The organism is Paenibacillus endoradicis (genome assembly GCF_024721975.1).
The window spans coordinates 437,498-452,227 of sequence record NZ_JANQBB010000002.1; the positions used below are offsets into that span (position 1 = coordinate 437,498).

Annotated in this window: 13 protein-coding genes; all 13 read right to left on the reverse strand. The window is 37.0% G+C overall.

Translation table 11 applies throughout. The features are described from left to right. Nucleotides 1-24: 24 nt before the first annotated feature. The 13 genes from NV377_RS08110 to yyaC all read right to left on the reverse strand — a co-directional run bounded on the left by NV377_RS08110 (nt 25) and on the right by yyaC (nt 14,720). Nucleotides 25-1,008 carry a substrate-binding domain-containing protein gene (locus NV377_RS08110; protein ID WP_258200696.1) on the reverse strand — a complete coding sequence of 328 codons (984 nt, stop codon included), beginning with the start codon at nt 1,006-1,008 and terminating at the stop codon, nt 25-27. Continuing rightward, on the reverse strand, nt 995-2,758 hold the full coding sequence (locus NV377_RS08115) for a sensor histidine kinase family protein (RefSeq protein ID WP_258200697.1): 1,764 nt from the start codon (nt 2,756-2,758) through the stop codon (nt 995-997). The genes NV377_RS08110 and NV377_RS08115 overlap by 14 nt, the downstream gene beginning before the upstream one ends. Before the next feature lie 3 nt (nt 2,759-2,761). Beyond that, nucleotides 2,762-4,402: a response regulator transcription factor gene (locus tag NV377_RS08120; protein ID WP_258200698.1), complete on the reverse strand. Its 1,641-nt coding sequence runs from the start codon at nt 4,400-4,402 to the stop codon at nt 2,762-2,764. A gap of 500 nt (nt 4,403-4,902) precedes the next feature. After that, nucleotides 4,903-5,925 carry a tRNA (adenosine(37)-N6)-threonylcarbamoyltransferase complex transferase subunit TsaD gene (tsaD, locus tag NV377_RS08125; protein ID WP_258200699.1) on the reverse strand — a complete coding sequence of 341 codons (1,023 nt, stop codon included), beginning with the start codon at nt 5,923-5,925 and terminating at the stop codon, nt 4,903-4,905. Beyond that, nucleotides 5,918-6,409 (reverse strand): ribosomal protein S18-alanine N-acetyltransferase, encoded by a 492-nt coding sequence (gene rimI, locus NV377_RS08130; protein ID WP_258200700.1) that lies wholly within the window; start codon nt 6,407-6,409, stop codon nt 5,918-5,920. Before rimI ends, tsaD begins: the two co-directional genes overlap by 8 nt. Beyond that, a complete protein-coding gene (tsaB, locus tag NV377_RS08135) occupies nt 6,406-7,200 on the reverse strand; it encodes a tRNA (adenosine(37)-N6)-threonylcarbamoyltransferase complex dimerization subunit type 1 TsaB (protein ID WP_258200701.1) in 795 nt (264 codons plus the stop codon). Before tsaB ends, rimI begins: the two co-directional genes overlap by 4 nt. Beyond that, a complete protein-coding gene (gene tsaE, locus NV377_RS08140; protein ID WP_258200702.1) occupies nt 7,197-7,685 on the reverse strand; it encodes a tRNA (adenosine(37)-N6)-threonylcarbamoyltransferase complex ATPase subunit type 1 TsaE in 489 nt (162 codons plus the stop codon). Before tsaE ends, tsaB begins: the two co-directional genes overlap by 4 nt. Before the next feature lie 16 nt (nt 7,686-7,701). Continuing rightward, nucleotides 7,702-8,745, reverse strand: coding sequence for a thiamine-phosphate kinase (gene thiL, locus NV377_RS08145; RefSeq protein WP_258200703.1), 1,044 nt, complete (start codon nt 8,743-8,745; stop codon nt 7,702-7,704). 410 nt (nt 8,746-9,155) lie between these two features. Next, nucleotides 9,156-10,238, reverse strand: a complete 1,083-nt coding sequence (locus tag NV377_RS08150; RefSeq protein ID WP_258200704.1) for an HD-GYP domain-containing protein — start codon at nt 10,236-10,238, stop codon at nt 9,156-9,158. Nucleotides 10,239-10,312: 74 nt separating this feature from the next. Further along, nucleotides 10,313-12,004, reverse strand: a complete 1,692-nt coding sequence (locus NV377_RS08155) for a diguanylate cyclase (RefSeq protein WP_258200705.1) — start codon at nt 12,002-12,004, stop codon at nt 10,313-10,315. 109 nt (nt 12,005-12,113) lie between these two features. Beyond that, complete coding sequence (locus NV377_RS08160) at nt 12,114-13,307, reverse strand: class I SAM-dependent methyltransferase (RefSeq protein WP_258200706.1); 1,194 nt, start codon at nt 13,305-13,307, stop codon at nt 12,114-12,116. A 32-nt stretch (nt 13,308-13,339) separates the two neighbouring features. Next, nucleotides 13,340-14,167: an alpha/beta fold hydrolase gene (locus NV377_RS08165; RefSeq protein WP_258200707.1), complete on the reverse strand. Its 828-nt coding sequence runs from the start codon at nt 14,165-14,167 to the stop codon at nt 13,340-13,342. Nucleotides 14,168-14,171: 4 nt separating this feature from the next. After that, nucleotides 14,172-14,720 carry a spore protease YyaC gene (gene yyaC, locus NV377_RS08170; RefSeq protein ID WP_258200708.1) on the reverse strand — a complete coding sequence of 183 codons (549 nt, stop codon included), beginning with the start codon at nt 14,718-14,720 and terminating at the stop codon, nt 14,172-14,174. Nucleotides 14,721-14,730: the final 10 nt, after the last annotated feature.

The following is a 14,730-nucleotide window of genomic DNA, read 5'->3' on the forward strand; positions in this document are numbered from 1 at the left end:
AAGAATTTATTTAGATTAGTTCGTTCATTGTACGACAGGATATAGTAGCTTTTGATTTTTCAACCAAAACATATTATCTTTATTAACGATTGTCATATCTCTAAGATACGTCGTTGAGATATTTTGCCCATTAGCAGCTTGCACAGCATATTGAACGGACAAATAACCTAACGAGAAAGCATTTTGCACAAACAGTGATTCCATCTGCCCTTCTTGCAATAATTCTAATAACTGAATAGAACTATCGAAACCTACCATTTTAATATCACTCGAAGCATTCAAGTCCTTTAACGCTAAGGCGGAACTAATAGAACTCGTCGTCATTAATGCTAAGATCCCATCAACTTTATACTCCTTAATATTTTTAATGACGGCCTGCTTACATTTATCAACATCTTTCGAACATACTACCGTACTAACGACTTCAATTTCATTATAATTTTTCAGTTCTTCATATACGCCCTTTTCCCTTGCTTCACCATTAATTCCTGCATGCATATAGTCTACAACTAAAAGATTCCCTTTATAGTTCAATAATTTCGCCATTTCTTTCATCGCTTCTTGTCCATATGCTTCATTATCAGAACCAATGTATGTCGTTGTGACTCCACTCGTTAATTTACTATCAACGGCAATAACGGGAATGCGACGACGGTTGGCTTCCTCAAGAACTGCTGCAAATTCCTTATCGCTATTCGCTCCAATAATGATCGCATCGGGGTTAGATGCTAATATTGCACGTGCAATTCTTATCTGACCTTCTATATCTCCATCATCTTCAGGAAAATGCAATTGCAATGTGACATCATATTCTAAAGCAGCATTATCAGCACCTTTACGTACATAACTCCAGTAATCATCTGTAGAAGATCGTAGTAACACAGCAATATTTTTCTGATGGTCTACCGCTACATGATCTGGCTCACTTGGATGAAAAGCTGAATAAATTAACGTCCCACAAATAAGTACACAGACAAACACAATTGACCATTCCTTAAAGTTGTGCATACGGATCTTCCTCCTTTACAGTAGATGATTGAATTAATGCTGGGAATGTAATATAAATCGTCGTTCCTTCTTCTAATTCACTTTCAACTAAAAGTCCATATTGTTCGCCAAAATATAACTTGATCCGCTCGTTCACATTTTTTAAGCCCACGCCAGAACCTGAGCTGCTACTATATTTACCCGCATTAATCGCTTTGAGCTGTTGCTCATTTATTCCAATACCATTATCTCTCACGATAATCTCGATTTGATCCTTATCATTGAGACTTACAATAACTTCGATTAACCCCTTATCAACACTTGGCTCGATACCATACTCTAGTGCATTTTCGACTAACGGCTGTAATATTAACTTCAACGAAATGTAGCCTAGCGCTCGTTCATCGATTCGGAATTGGAAATCGAATTTGTTTTTGAAGCGCATCTGTTGAATAATTAAGTAATTTCTTACATGCTCAATTTCTTCCGAAATTAGAATTAAACTCTCGCCTTTACTAAGACTAATCCGGAACAATTTAGATAATGCGGTAATCATCGTGACAGCATCCTCATTACGTTTCGAACTGATCATTCGGACGACTGTGTTAAGCGTATTGTATAAGAAATGTGGATTGATCTGTGCTTGTAAAGCATCTAATTCATATTTCCGCTTACTTTCTTGCTCCGAGACAATTTTGTTCATTAAAGTTCTAATCGTGCCTAGCATAATATTATAACGATCACCTAAGTTTTTAATTTCAAGTGGACCATCGCTTTTGGCAGCTACATTAAACTCCCCACGTTCAATCCCTCGCATCGTCACTTCTAGTTTTTTGATTGGTTTAGATATTTGGCGCGAAATCAGATTGGACACCACCAGCAGAATAATAGCAAGCGCTATCAATATTTTAATTAGGGCAATGCTAAGATCTGCATTCGTTAACCCTAGCTCGTCCATATAAGATATGCCAACAACTTTCCAACCGACATTACTGATGGATTGAATACTAATCATCTTTGCTCGTGGTCCAGACTGATCAATAAAACTACCATACGTTTGCTTTAGTGCAAGTTCAACATTTTCTTGCTTTAAATCAGCATAAATAATCTCGATTTGCGGGTGATAAACAATATTGCCGCCGGACTCCTCAATAATGTAGGCATAACCACTTTTCCCTAAGCTTACCCGCTCCGATAGTTCTTGAATACGATTGAAATTTACATCTAAAAGCAATACTCCTTGCTCTAGCTGACCATCTTTCATAAATGTAATCGTCTTGCTAAGTGAAACTACCCATTCATACTTCTGAGAATATAAATTTTGTACATGGGGCACTGAAATAGACAGATATCCATCCTTTTCTATCGCCGTTTTGAACCATGTTTCATCTGCTACAACTAATGATTCTTTCAAACTAACATTAGGTAATAGTGCAATTGGACTTCCTTGTAAATCTACTAATGTAAGCGACACGACATCTGATCTCGAAGAAATCATCGATTGTAGCTTCCATAACTCATCACTTTGCATTCCTTCTTCACTAGAGCTTATCGTGTGATGTAACATATGATATAAATCCATCGTAGATTTAATATAATCTGCTAGATTGTAACTTACTTGATCAATAATTTGCTGTGCATTACGACTTGCATTTTCTTTTGTGTTTGATGAAAACTGACTATATAATGTCAAGCCGATAATCGTAATGATGAATACAGAGAACAAAGAGAACGATACAGTAAGAATGAATTGGATACTCCGTCGTTTCATAATCTAGTCCTTTCTCAACATAGCATTACGATAATCTTTGGCAGAGACTCCTGTATATTTTTTGAATGTTAGACTAAAATAGTTCGGATCAGAAAACCCAACTCTGTCAGCAATCTCAAAGGATTTTAGATCTGTGGTGCGCAATAATTGTTGTGCCATTTCCATTCTTATTTTAAGTAAATATGCCCCATACGTTAATTGTGTAGCTTTCTTGAATAATCCACTGAAATAACCTGGACTAATGTGTAATTGCAGACATAACGTAGTAATGGAGAGATCTGTTTGCATATAATGTTCTTTTGTATAATGAATCGCTTCTTCAACCAGTTTTTGCGAAGTATTTTGTCTTGTACTTGCTATACTTTGATGAAGATTATGGCATAACTCTGAGAACCAAGTCTTAGTTTCTTCTAGACTTTTCAAACTTTGATATTGCAACAATAGACTAGTACCTTCACTCCATTGCCCGCCAATTGATGCATCAAGTGATTTCATCAAGCGATGAACAGCCGTAATAATCTCAAGAAAATATTGTTCGTATTCACTTACGGTCGCTTGAGTATGGTCAATCTCATCAACGATAGCTGAGATTGCTTGTTGTAATTCACGATCTGTACCAAGCTTGATTGCACGGATAAATTGTTGTTCCTTATATTCATCAAAATATAATCGTGACTGTACGTTTTTCTCAATATCATCGATACATATTATCGAGTTATGATCAATAATTCGACGATAATCTAATCCTGAGCGTGCTGAATCGTATCCATGCTTTAATTGATCAAGAGTAGTCGTATAAGTACCTACACTAATAATGGCAGACATCCGTAAATATTTCTGAATACTTTGTAAAATCCGTTGCAATGTATTGACAGTTTCAACCATTTTCGCTTGTGGATCACCAACCTGATCTATCGTCAATAATACAACTTCATCTTGATGTACAAAGATATTTCCTAACTGCTCGCTTTGCCATAATTCAGTCGCTACATTAGTAACGGCAAACAACTTCAAATCTATGTCATTCGAATCTACAAGTGATAGACTAGGCTCATCATCTATGTCGTTATTGTCATGATTGATCGATATTAATGAAATAATGTATCCTTTGCCTTCCAGGTTCAAATTATATTTCTCAGCTCTCTGCTCGATAAGATAAAGTGGTAATCGACGAGTCATTAATGAGATTAGAAACTTTTCGCGAATAACAGGCAAACTAATTCTATAATGGTCTTGCAACGTCTTCATATTCAATACAGCTTCACGCTCTAGATCAATTGTTGCGATCACTTTATTAATGGCAGTTAGTAATTGATCATTAGAAAATGGTTTTAGTAAGTATTCTTCTACTTGAAGATGTATCGCCTGCTTCGCATATTGAAAATCATCATATCCTGATATAATAATAACTTTAGTAATCGGGTAATGTTGTTTGAGCCATTCGGTTAGTTGTAAACCATTCATAAACGGCATACTAATGTCTGTTACTACGATATCTGGCTCGACACGATCAAACAATTCAATCGCATCATTTCCGTTTATTGCGGTATATACGGAACTGATACGATTACTCTCCCAATCGATTCCCACTTCCAAACCTTCTGTAACTTCAGGTTCATCATCAACAATTAGTAATTTATACATTGTGTTTTCCCCTTTAACAGCATCTATTATCCACCTATCATATTATGTATTGGAAATAATATGTACTATTTTCTACATTTTTTCATTTAAAGTTATCAACACACTTATCAACAACGGTGTATAAATTGTTAGTCAATTCTGTCATTAATGCTATTAAACAAATGCATTTCTATTGGGATCGATTCGTATCATCACTAAAACTGGATGTTATTAACAGTAGTTATCCACATTGTCCACAATATCCACGTTTCATTACTGAAAACTTTATACACATAATCATTTTTTTCATCTTTTACAAATCCTTTAATATCATTGTATTTATGGAAGTTATTAACACCCTATTGTTAATATGTGGATAACGATATTCACACTAACAAAAAATGCAGTGTGCGATTGAAATGAACCTCTATTTTTAGAATCAATATCTAATCATTGGGGTTATTTCGTATAATCTCTCGCACACTGCATTTCATATTTATATAGGTTTAACATTAATAAAACTATTCAATTGACCATGACTCTAACGATAACCCTGGATCAGCCTTCATATCCAGTCCTGCAAATTGCTCATGCTTATACTTCACATGCGCGGCTGCACCGATCATTGCAGCATTATCTGTACAAAGACCTGGTGATGGGATAATAAGTGGGATTCTTTTCTCTTCGCATTTTTGCTGTAATACAGCACGCAAGCCTCGATTAGCAGCAACGCCGCCGCATAATACGAGCTGTTTAACCTCATATTGCTTAGCTGCTCTTAACGCTTTCGTTACAACAACATCGATGACTGATTCTTGGAATCCACGAGCTAATGCTGCTTCATTCAGCTCCAAACCTTTCATACGATGCTGATTAATCTGTGCTAATACTGCTGATTTCAAGCCACTAAAACTGAAGTCATAGCTATCCTTCTCTAGCCAAGCCCTTGGCATTACAATGACTTCATCCGCTTCATGCGCTAGACGATCGATATAAGGACCGCCTGGGTAAGGAAGTTTCAACGCACGAGCCACTTTATCATAGGCTTCCCCTACTGCATCATCACGCGTTCGACCGATAATGACGAATTTCCCTTCTTCAGGTAATAATACTAGTTCTGTATGACCACCAGATACGACAATCGCTAACGAAGGGAATTGCAAATCATGCTCAAGCTGACTCGCGTAGATATGTCCAGCAATATGATGCGTTGCAATAAGCGGAATATTCAAAGACATAGCTAAACTTTTCGCTGCTACATTGCCAACTAATAGTGCTCCTACTAATCCAGGACCTTCTGTTACAGCGATGGCATCTAAATCCGTCGCTTGATAGCCTGACTGTTGGACAGCTTGTTCAATAATACGTGTAATGCTTTCAACATGCTTACGCGATGCAATCTCTGGAACAACTCCACCAAATCGCTCATGTATATCGATTTGACTAGATACAATATTCGAGCATATTTCTTTGCCGCCTCTAATGACAGCAGCACTTGTCTCATCACAACTTGTCTCTATTGCAAGAATTAGTTCATTACTCAAGTTCATTCACTCCATTCACTGACTGTTGCAATTCCGCCCACATAATAAGTGCATCTTCGTTATTATCTGAATAATATTGTGGACGAATACCTGCATCCTCGAAGCCAAATTTACGATAGAGCGATTGTGCCCGCATATTACTTACTCTAACTTCTAGCGTCATTTTTTGTGCACCTAGAAATTGTGCCGTTCGTTGAATTTCATATATTAATTTCTTGCCGAGTCCTAAACCTCTATATGGTGTAAGGATGGCTATATTCGTAATATGTGCTTCATCAATAATAATCCACATTCCAGCGTAACCGATGATCTCATCCCTATATTCCATGACCATATATTGTGCAAATAAGTTATTCATTAACTCATTACGAAAAGCTTCTTCCGTCCATGGTGTTTCAAAAGCATCTAATTCGATTTGAACAATGCAAGGGACATCATCAAGCGTCATTTTTCGAAAAACAAGTTCATCTTCTATAATGTTCATACTTGACCTTCTTCCTTCTCCTTAGCATTTTGCTTCACTTCCGCTTCTGTTAGTTGAGCGTAATTTGGTACTAGATCATGAACTTCAGCCAGTTCATCTTCCGACATTGTTGAAAGCTTCGCTTCTCCTAACTTTGCAATTGCTAAGCCTTGCATTACACTAGTCAGACTACGGACTGTAATCGATTGTTCATTAGCATTCACTTTCACAAGTTCAATTGCTTCCTCATGAAGATTTACATCGCCGACAAACCAAAGCTCCGTGATGCCATTTTGCGCATAACTTTGAAGTTGCTCTTGTATTGACTGAGACCAATTATTCATCAACTGAATGTGATCGTTATGTTGACGTTCCCATTTACCAGTTCCACTCGCTTGGAAAGCTGCCGTATACACTTGTCCTCTACGAGCATCCATTAATGGAATTATTACAACACTACCTTGATGTAATTGCTCTTGTTCTTGAAGTAAGGCACCATACGCTAATCCCTCTAAACTTGAGACACCGATAACTGGTTTTCCTGAGCTCCATGCTAATGTCTTTGCCGCTGTTACTGCAATTCGAACGCCTGTATAAGAGCCCGGACCAATCCCTGTAATAAACGCCGTAACATCATGAACCGACAATTTTGCTTCTGTCAGCATGTGTTCGATATTTGTCATAATGTGAATGGAATGGTTACGTTCCGCTTCTGTCTGAACTTTCACTAATAATTGATCCTGTTGCAAGATAGCACCTGCCATCGTCGCCGTAGAAGTATCAATTGCTAGCAAAGTATGTTGCTTAATCATTGTGATGTACTCCCATCTATCAATTTCTCTATACAGCTAGTATATTGCTCGCCGTATGCTTTCAATGTTATTAATCGCTCTTCTTCATCGACATATTCTATAAATAACGATAAATATTGTGGAGGCATTATATCTGTAATAAGACTCGCCCATTCAATTATCGTTACACCTTGCCCATAGAAATAATCATCCAATCCTAATTCATCAGCTTCCTCGATCGAAAGTCGATATACATCCATATGATAGAATGGTAACTCTCTACCTTTATATTCTTTAATAATCGTAAATGTAGGACTGCTTACAATACCTTTCACGCCTAATTGTGCCGCAAACGATTTACTAAAGGTTGTCTTTCCTGCGCCAAGATCACCGTCTAACGCTATAACCATGCCACCCCAAGCTAACTCTGATAACTTTCTTGCTAGACTCTCTGTTTCTTGTTGTGACGTAATATTTAGTTGCCACTGCTTCATCTCAATATTCATTACTATTCACCACTCATTAAGTAAAATGATTGTACCCTCTATTAACTATTTGGTTACGTTCTTTCAATTGGAACTGATAATTCCAGCTTTCCATCCATACTGCTCCATTTCCTTGCTCAACTTCTCCAATGGCATAGAGCTGTAATTGCTGCTCGTGAAAGCTTGTTTGAATGCTCGCAAAATGTTCTTTATCTGCAGTACCAACTAGAATATAGTCTTCCCCACCGTATAGAACCCAATCAAACAATGGCTGCCTACTTTGCGTAGCATATTGTGACATATGTTCAGATAGCGGTAGTTGATTCTCGTCTATAATAATATCAACAAAAGAAGCTTTCGCGATTTCAGCAAGTTCACTTATTAATCCATCACTAACATCATTGAGCGAATGGCACTTATTAGAAGCATTCAGTAATCTTCCTTCAAGTAAATGTGGTTCAGGCAGTTGATGCGCTCGAATTAACGGTTCTATGATTGATCGTTGGTATTGACTCTCACCAGCATGTTGGAGGACGTGCAGACCTGCTGCAGACTGCCCTGGAACACCAGTTACAAATACAATATCTCCAACTTTTGCGCCACTGCGTAATATAGCCTTATTACGTTCTACCGTTCCAATAACGGTAATTGATATGATTAAGCTATGAGGTGATGAAGTAGTATCCCCACCAACTATAGCTACTTTGTATCTATTCGCACAGTCGTAAATCCCATTATATATTCGCATAACCTGATCCTCTGAATAATGATCAGGTACACTTATAGCAATCAATGCATGCAAAGGGATTCCACCCATTGCAGCAATATCCGATAGATTCGAAGCTAAAGCCTTGTATCCAATATGCTCAAAATCTGTGGTCATACTTGAGAAATGTATATCTTCAACCATCGTATCTACAGTATATAACGTTTCAGATTGATATTGTTTCGATTCATCTTGATAAGGTAAGGAAACGACTGCAGCATCATCACCAATATCTACAATTACCCCTAGGCTTTTCTTCAGAGTCGGATCTTGACGTTGCTCATTCCAATATCGAATTCGAGAAAACTCATCCAATAGCTTTCACTCCTACTTCACAAGTAATCGAAACAGATACTCTTTATTCTACCTTAATTATCATTACAATCAAATACTACTAGAGGTCGTTCAAAACAGTTGCTTGTGATCATGATGATTGGCTCCGTAGACGATTAGGCTGCGAAGATGCCATTCATCGGTTGTTCCAGTGCTCACGTACCAATAGCGTACGCTGTGCGCTTCACTTCCCTAACTTCATGGCATCTTCTTGATGCTGACAATCAAATGTTTTGAACCTTTATTGGAATGGTCGTTCCTAACAGTCGCTTGTGATCATGATGATTATCTTCGTAGTCGATTCGGCTGCGAAGCTGCCATTTCATGGGTTGTTCTATACAACAAATAGGTCATACGAAACTTCGAATGACCTAATCTTATTGCTATTACTTTTATAATTCCTTCACAATTGTAATATGAAGTTCATTTTTCAGATCTAATTGGTAAGGCGATGTAGGCGTGGAGCCATCCGCTTCTTTCAATACTCTTACCGTTGGACGATGAAGAGCAAGTTCACTATTATGTACAACGACTACAGTCTGCCCAGTGTTTAGTAGCAACATTGTCGCAATCGGGTAGATAGAGATATGACTACAAAATAATTTAATAAGTTCATGGTCGAAATATGTGCCACCTGCTGCAAACAGAAATTCAATTGCCTCACTCGTTGTATAGCGCTTACGATGTGGACGAGGAGAAATTAATGCATCATACATATCTGCTAGTCCAACAATTTGGGCATATATATGTGTTTCATCGCCTGTTAAATTCCTTGGATACCCTGTGCCATTGAATCGCTCATGATGCTGTAAGGCACAATGCGCTGATACTAATGATATATCATGATACTTACGTAAAATATCAAATCCTTCACGAGGATGTGTTTCTAATAATTGACGTTCCTCTTTCGAAAGATCTCCCGTTTGCTTTAGTAGTTTATCTGGCATTTTCGTCATACCTATATCGTACAACAACGCTCCAATACCTAGTTCCTCTAATTGGTTACGATTGAATCCTTTTGCAATTCCAATGACCCCAGAAAGTATTGCAACATTAACAGAATGCTGAAATAAATAAGAATCTGCTGAATGAATGCTACCTAAATTAACGAGTATATTAGGACGAGCCGATAGATCAGTCATAATGCTTCCAAAGACGTCTCTAAAGTTTTTCCCCATATTTGGAGCAATAATTCTTCCTTTACTTAATTCATTATCTTTAAAAGCATTCATCGTCTTATACACTTCGTTGACTGCAGCTGAACGTGTTGCATCTGAAATTGGTTCATCGGGAACAATATCTTCAGTAAGTTTATCATCTATGTATAGATAATCTATACCCATATTACGAAGTCTACTTATATATCGAACTGTAAGTTCAACACCTGCTCCAAGTAATACATTCCCGTTCTCTTGGAAGATGGTTCTCGCAATAATATCGCCTGCACTCACTAAATCTATGTGCACTCTTTTCATTACAATGTCCCTGCTTTCTTCTTTGCCTAGTAATGTCTATAGGTCGTTATACATAATGTATAACGACCTAATCTCTAGATAGCAAAACTACGGTTAACGATCAAATTTCGTCCCTTGTATTTTGCTTCGTATAATGCTGTATCGGCCAAACTCATTATCTCATGTAATAGAACTTTAGAATCAGTAATATGGAATTGGTCGTAATTTTCAAACGTTACAACGCCTACACTAATCGTTACTGAAATCTCATCCTTCACTTCCTCAATCCAAATTCGATTGTTCTCTATTTCATTTTTGATATCCTCTGCTTTTTGTTGTGCCTCAGCTCTAGATAACTGCGGTAAATATATAATAAATTCTTCGCCACCATAACGGGCCAATATATCTTGTTTGCGTATTGTTTCATTAACTTTACGTGCAGTCTGAACTAGCACAACATCTCCATTCAAATGGCCGTAAGCATCGTTTATTAATTTGAAATAATCTATATCGATAATGATTATAGTGAAAGGTACTCTGTTCGCAATATTACGTGGTAATTCATATTCCAAAAACTGCATAAGGTATCTACGATTATAACATTCTGTTAGCACATCTGTAATTGCAATCTTTTCCAACTTCTTATTCGCTTCATATAATTTTTCTTGCGTTTTAATTAATTCTGAATTTCTCTGCTGAAGTAATGTATTTTGTCTCTTAGTACTCTCAGCTAATTGCTTGATTTCAGTCACTTCATGCATCGTAAACATATACCCCATCAACTTTGATCTTTGATTCAAAATTGGAGTTGATTGTACTTGCAAATAGCTTTCTGTCGGATTTTTCGTATATATCTCAAACTCTAACTTATAATATGGATCGTTTTTTCGGATGATAAATTGTTTCTCAATTTTACTCCAATCCGTATCTGGGATATGGTCTTGGATTAATTTCATATCGAAATAGCTTCCTATTTGCAACGGAATAATATCTTGCACATGTTTGTTCATCTCAACAATAAAACTATCTCTATCTAACACAAGAATACCAACCGACATCGTATTCATTACATCACGATGTGCCAGGTCAATAATATCTAATACATTTATTCTATTTAACTGATACGTCATATAGAAAGCAGCACACATCATACCAATCGATAAAATTGGAAAATATGAGCTAAATAAAGAAATATTAATAATATTAATAAAAAGATCTATAATACCGAAAAGCATTAATAGACCAAGTCCATTAATCGCGAATTTACTAAGTTTACGAGTTACACTTCGATGAGCTGATCTGATATAAGACCATGTTAACATAGTTAGTGAAATGATAACATAAATGAACATTTGTCCAATAACAAGACCGAATAATTTTCCATATGCAAATACTTTAGCCGATGTTACATCTTGATTTAACGTTAGAAAAAGTTCATTAGGATTCGCTAAAATAAATACAACTGCCAATATGCATGGGAGTAATAATAATTTAAATGTGAAGGTTTTGAAGAAGGAGCTTTTATTCATAATATACAATGTCAATACAAAAGAACCTAAACCTGTTAATGATAATGCTACATAAGAGGATTGAACAAACAAAAATTTATATGGCAAGTATGGGGTCGTATAAGCAGCAAATTGCAAAAATGCCCAATGCATAAATGCAAGATGCAACGCTAAATAGACCCGATGAAGTATAGACATCGTTTTAGTAAATATAAGAAAAACTAGTAAGGCTAATAAGACTAGAAAAACACCAAAATCGATTAACATTGTGATTCCCATCAATTTCACCCACTTAAGTATCCAACTTATTCCACTATAGCAAAATATCTATCAAACTACAATTACATTAACAGCATGTTTTACGAATACAAGAGTCTTTAGACTAGATTTAAGATGGTAAATGAGACTTAAGTATTTTCTCTAAACTGTGCTCAACAGCTAAAAATTGCTTAAACTGTTGATATTGATCCCACTTTTGTTCATTAAAACTTAGGACATCCGGTCTAACTGCACGGATCAATAAATTTTTCGGAGTGTGTTCAGGGTCAATAAATTCTAACATCTGTACACGATAACCAATACTTTCAAGTAACTGACCACGGATTCCATCTGTCGCTAGACTTGCGAAACGCTCCTTCAACAATCCTTGACTAAATAATGGCGTGAAAATTTCATTACTTACTTGCGGAAATAACTCATGCTGACAGCAAGGCACTGACATAATGACCGAAGCACCCCAATTGACAGCTTTCCCGATCGCTGCATCGGTTGCCGTATCGCAAGCATGAAGCGTAACGACCATATCCACTTGTGATAATCCTTCATAATCAGCAATATCACCTACTAAGAAAGATAACGACTTATAATCCAATTTTTGTGCAAGGTCATTACACAATTGTATAACATCACTTTTAAGATCTAAACCGATAATCTCAATATTCCGTTGCTGTTCAACACTAAGATAATGATAGAGAGCAAAGGTTAAGTATGATTTTCCGCATCCAAAATCAACAATTTTCAACGTACGATCTGTCGGTAAATAGTCCAGTACATCTTCTACCATTTCAAGAAAACGATTAATTTGGCGGAACTTATCTTGCTTCTTGGCATGAACACGACCATCAGATGTCATAATTCCTAGTTCAACAAGAAACGTAATTGGTGTCCCCTCTTCAAGCACACGGCGCTTTTGGCGGTTATGTTGTTGGATGATCTGCTCAGGAATTTGCTCTTCATTACGTTTTCTTTTAATAGAAAGCAAACCTTTTTTATTAGTAAGAATATGCAGATGTGTAGATTTCTCTTTAATAAGAGTTTGCTTATATTGATCTTGAATAAGAGGAAGTAGTGTTTCCGCCGCCTCTGCAGCCGGTATATTTTGGTGTAACACTTTATTGTTATAATATGATTCAAACTGGTAAAATAAACCTTCTTTTAATTGAACAGGTCTCATAACGATTTTGTTAGCACTTTGTTCACCCTTTATTTTCGGTGAGCTAAGAATAGCTTGATATAGCGTACCTGCTGTTAACCATGGTTGAAGTTCCTTTTGTAATTGTACTAGCTGGTTGTCTTCTTTCACCTGTTGTATATCTCCTTCCAAATCATGTTCCATTAGTTCAGAAACTGTTTAATAATTAAAGTAAGCTGCTCTGGTGTCTCGAGCATCCCCATATGTCCTGAATCAGCTATGATATGACAAGAGGTATGTTGATTACTGCCTGCGAAAGTGCCTTCTGATGTAACAATTCGATCTTTCCCACCTGATACCAATAAGACAGGTAATGATGCATTTCTAATAATATCCGTTCTATCTAATCGCTGTTGCATCCCTTTAGCATAGCCAATAACACTGCTAGGTGATGCTATCTGGCCAATTTTCAGAGCGTAATCTAGTAAAGTAGGTTGCGATTCAGGTTCAGCGAATAATTTCACAACTAGTCCTGATACAAAGCTTGCAACTCCTTGTTCTTGTACGGTTTCAATAGCAATATCCCGATTAGCTTTTGCTTGATCACTATCTGGCAACGCTGTGGAATGAAGTAGTCCGAACGAGCGTAGATAAGTTGGATTACGCTCAGCTATGGCCAATGTGATATATCCACCAAGTGAGTGTCCGAACAAATGAACATTGTTTATTCCTGTATTCAAGATCCATTCATCTATCCAGGACGCCGCCAGTTCCATTGTATAAGTACTTTGTTCACTTGCCGTAGATTTACCATGTCCTACAAGATCAGGCACGAGAATACGGTATTGATCACTTAACAATAGGATCAACTTTGAGAAGTATGCTGAACTTCCACAATATCCATGTAAAAGAACGATCGTTGTTAGCTCTTGGTCTGCTTGTGGTGCAGAATCGTAATAGAAAATAGTCTCACCAGTTAATAAAGTATACTCATTCGTAGCTAGTGTTAACACCGAATATTGATTTTCCATAGCGCTATATCTCCTTTTCCAATGCCCAAGTCTTGATCACTGCTTGTCTCAAAGTAGCGACCATCCCTAATACAGTAAATAGTGATGTATTTTGAATTTTCCAATAGGCTTTTGGTCCATTTTCATTAATAACTGCTGCAATACTATAATGTCCAACTGCGGGTAATCTTCTTCCCGTTGCTGCTCCTGGTTGGATGGACCCTTCTCTAATAATGAAAGTACCAATGGTTTTATCATTGCCAAGACAAGCATCGATTGCAATGATTAATTTATGTTGTGGGAGTTGTTGTACCGCTTGTTCTACCTTATATGCGTCACATGGCTCAGCTAAAGTACCGATTACATGTGGAAATGCTAATTGTTGCAGTACTGTTCCCATAATTGGCCCAAAAGCATCACCGGTTGAGCGATCTGTACCGATACATACAAATACAATATCATCTTTCCGTAAGCCCTTCCGCACAATAGGTTGTAAGTCTTGCATGACTTGTGTATAGATAGAATTATTCACATCAATCGGCTGCGTCAACAATTGCTCCATAAGTTGCTGCATGGAAATTTCC

Coding starts and splice junctions, on each gene's coding strand:
- NV377_RS08110 (WP_258200696.1), bottom strand. CDS start 1,008: ATGCACAACTTTAAGGAATGGTCAATTGTGTTTGTCTGTGTACTTATT.
- NV377_RS08165 (WP_258200707.1), bottom strand. CDS start 14,167: ATGGAAAATCAATATTCGGTGTTAACACTAGCTACGAATGAGTATACT.
- tsaB (WP_258200701.1), bottom strand. CDS start 7,200: ATGATTAAGCAACATACTTTGCTAGCAATTGATACTTCTACGGCGACG.
- NV377_RS08115 (WP_258200697.1), bottom strand. CDS start 2,758: ATGAAACGACGGAGTATCCAATTCATTCTTACTGTATCGTTCTCTTTG.
- rimI (WP_258200700.1), bottom strand. CDS start 6,409: ATGAACATTATAGAAGATGAACTTGTTTTTCGAAAAATGACGCTTGAT.
- NV377_RS08120 (WP_258200698.1), bottom strand. CDS start 4,402: ATGTATAAATTACTAATTGTTGATGATGAACCTGAAGTTACAGAAGGT.
- tsaE (WP_258200702.1), bottom strand. CDS start 7,685: ATGAATATTGAGATGAAGCAGTGGCAACTAAATATTACGTCACAACAA.
- yyaC (WP_258200708.1), bottom strand. CDS start 14,720: ATGCAGCAACTTATGGAGCAATTGTTGACGCAGCCGATTGATGTGAAT.
- NV377_RS08155 (WP_258200705.1), bottom strand. CDS start 12,004: ATGGGAATCACAATGTTAATCGATTTTGGTGTTTTTCTAGTCTTATTA.
- NV377_RS08150 (WP_258200704.1), bottom strand. CDS start 10,238: ATGAAAAGAGTGCACATAGATTTAGTGAGTGCAGGCGATATTATTGCG.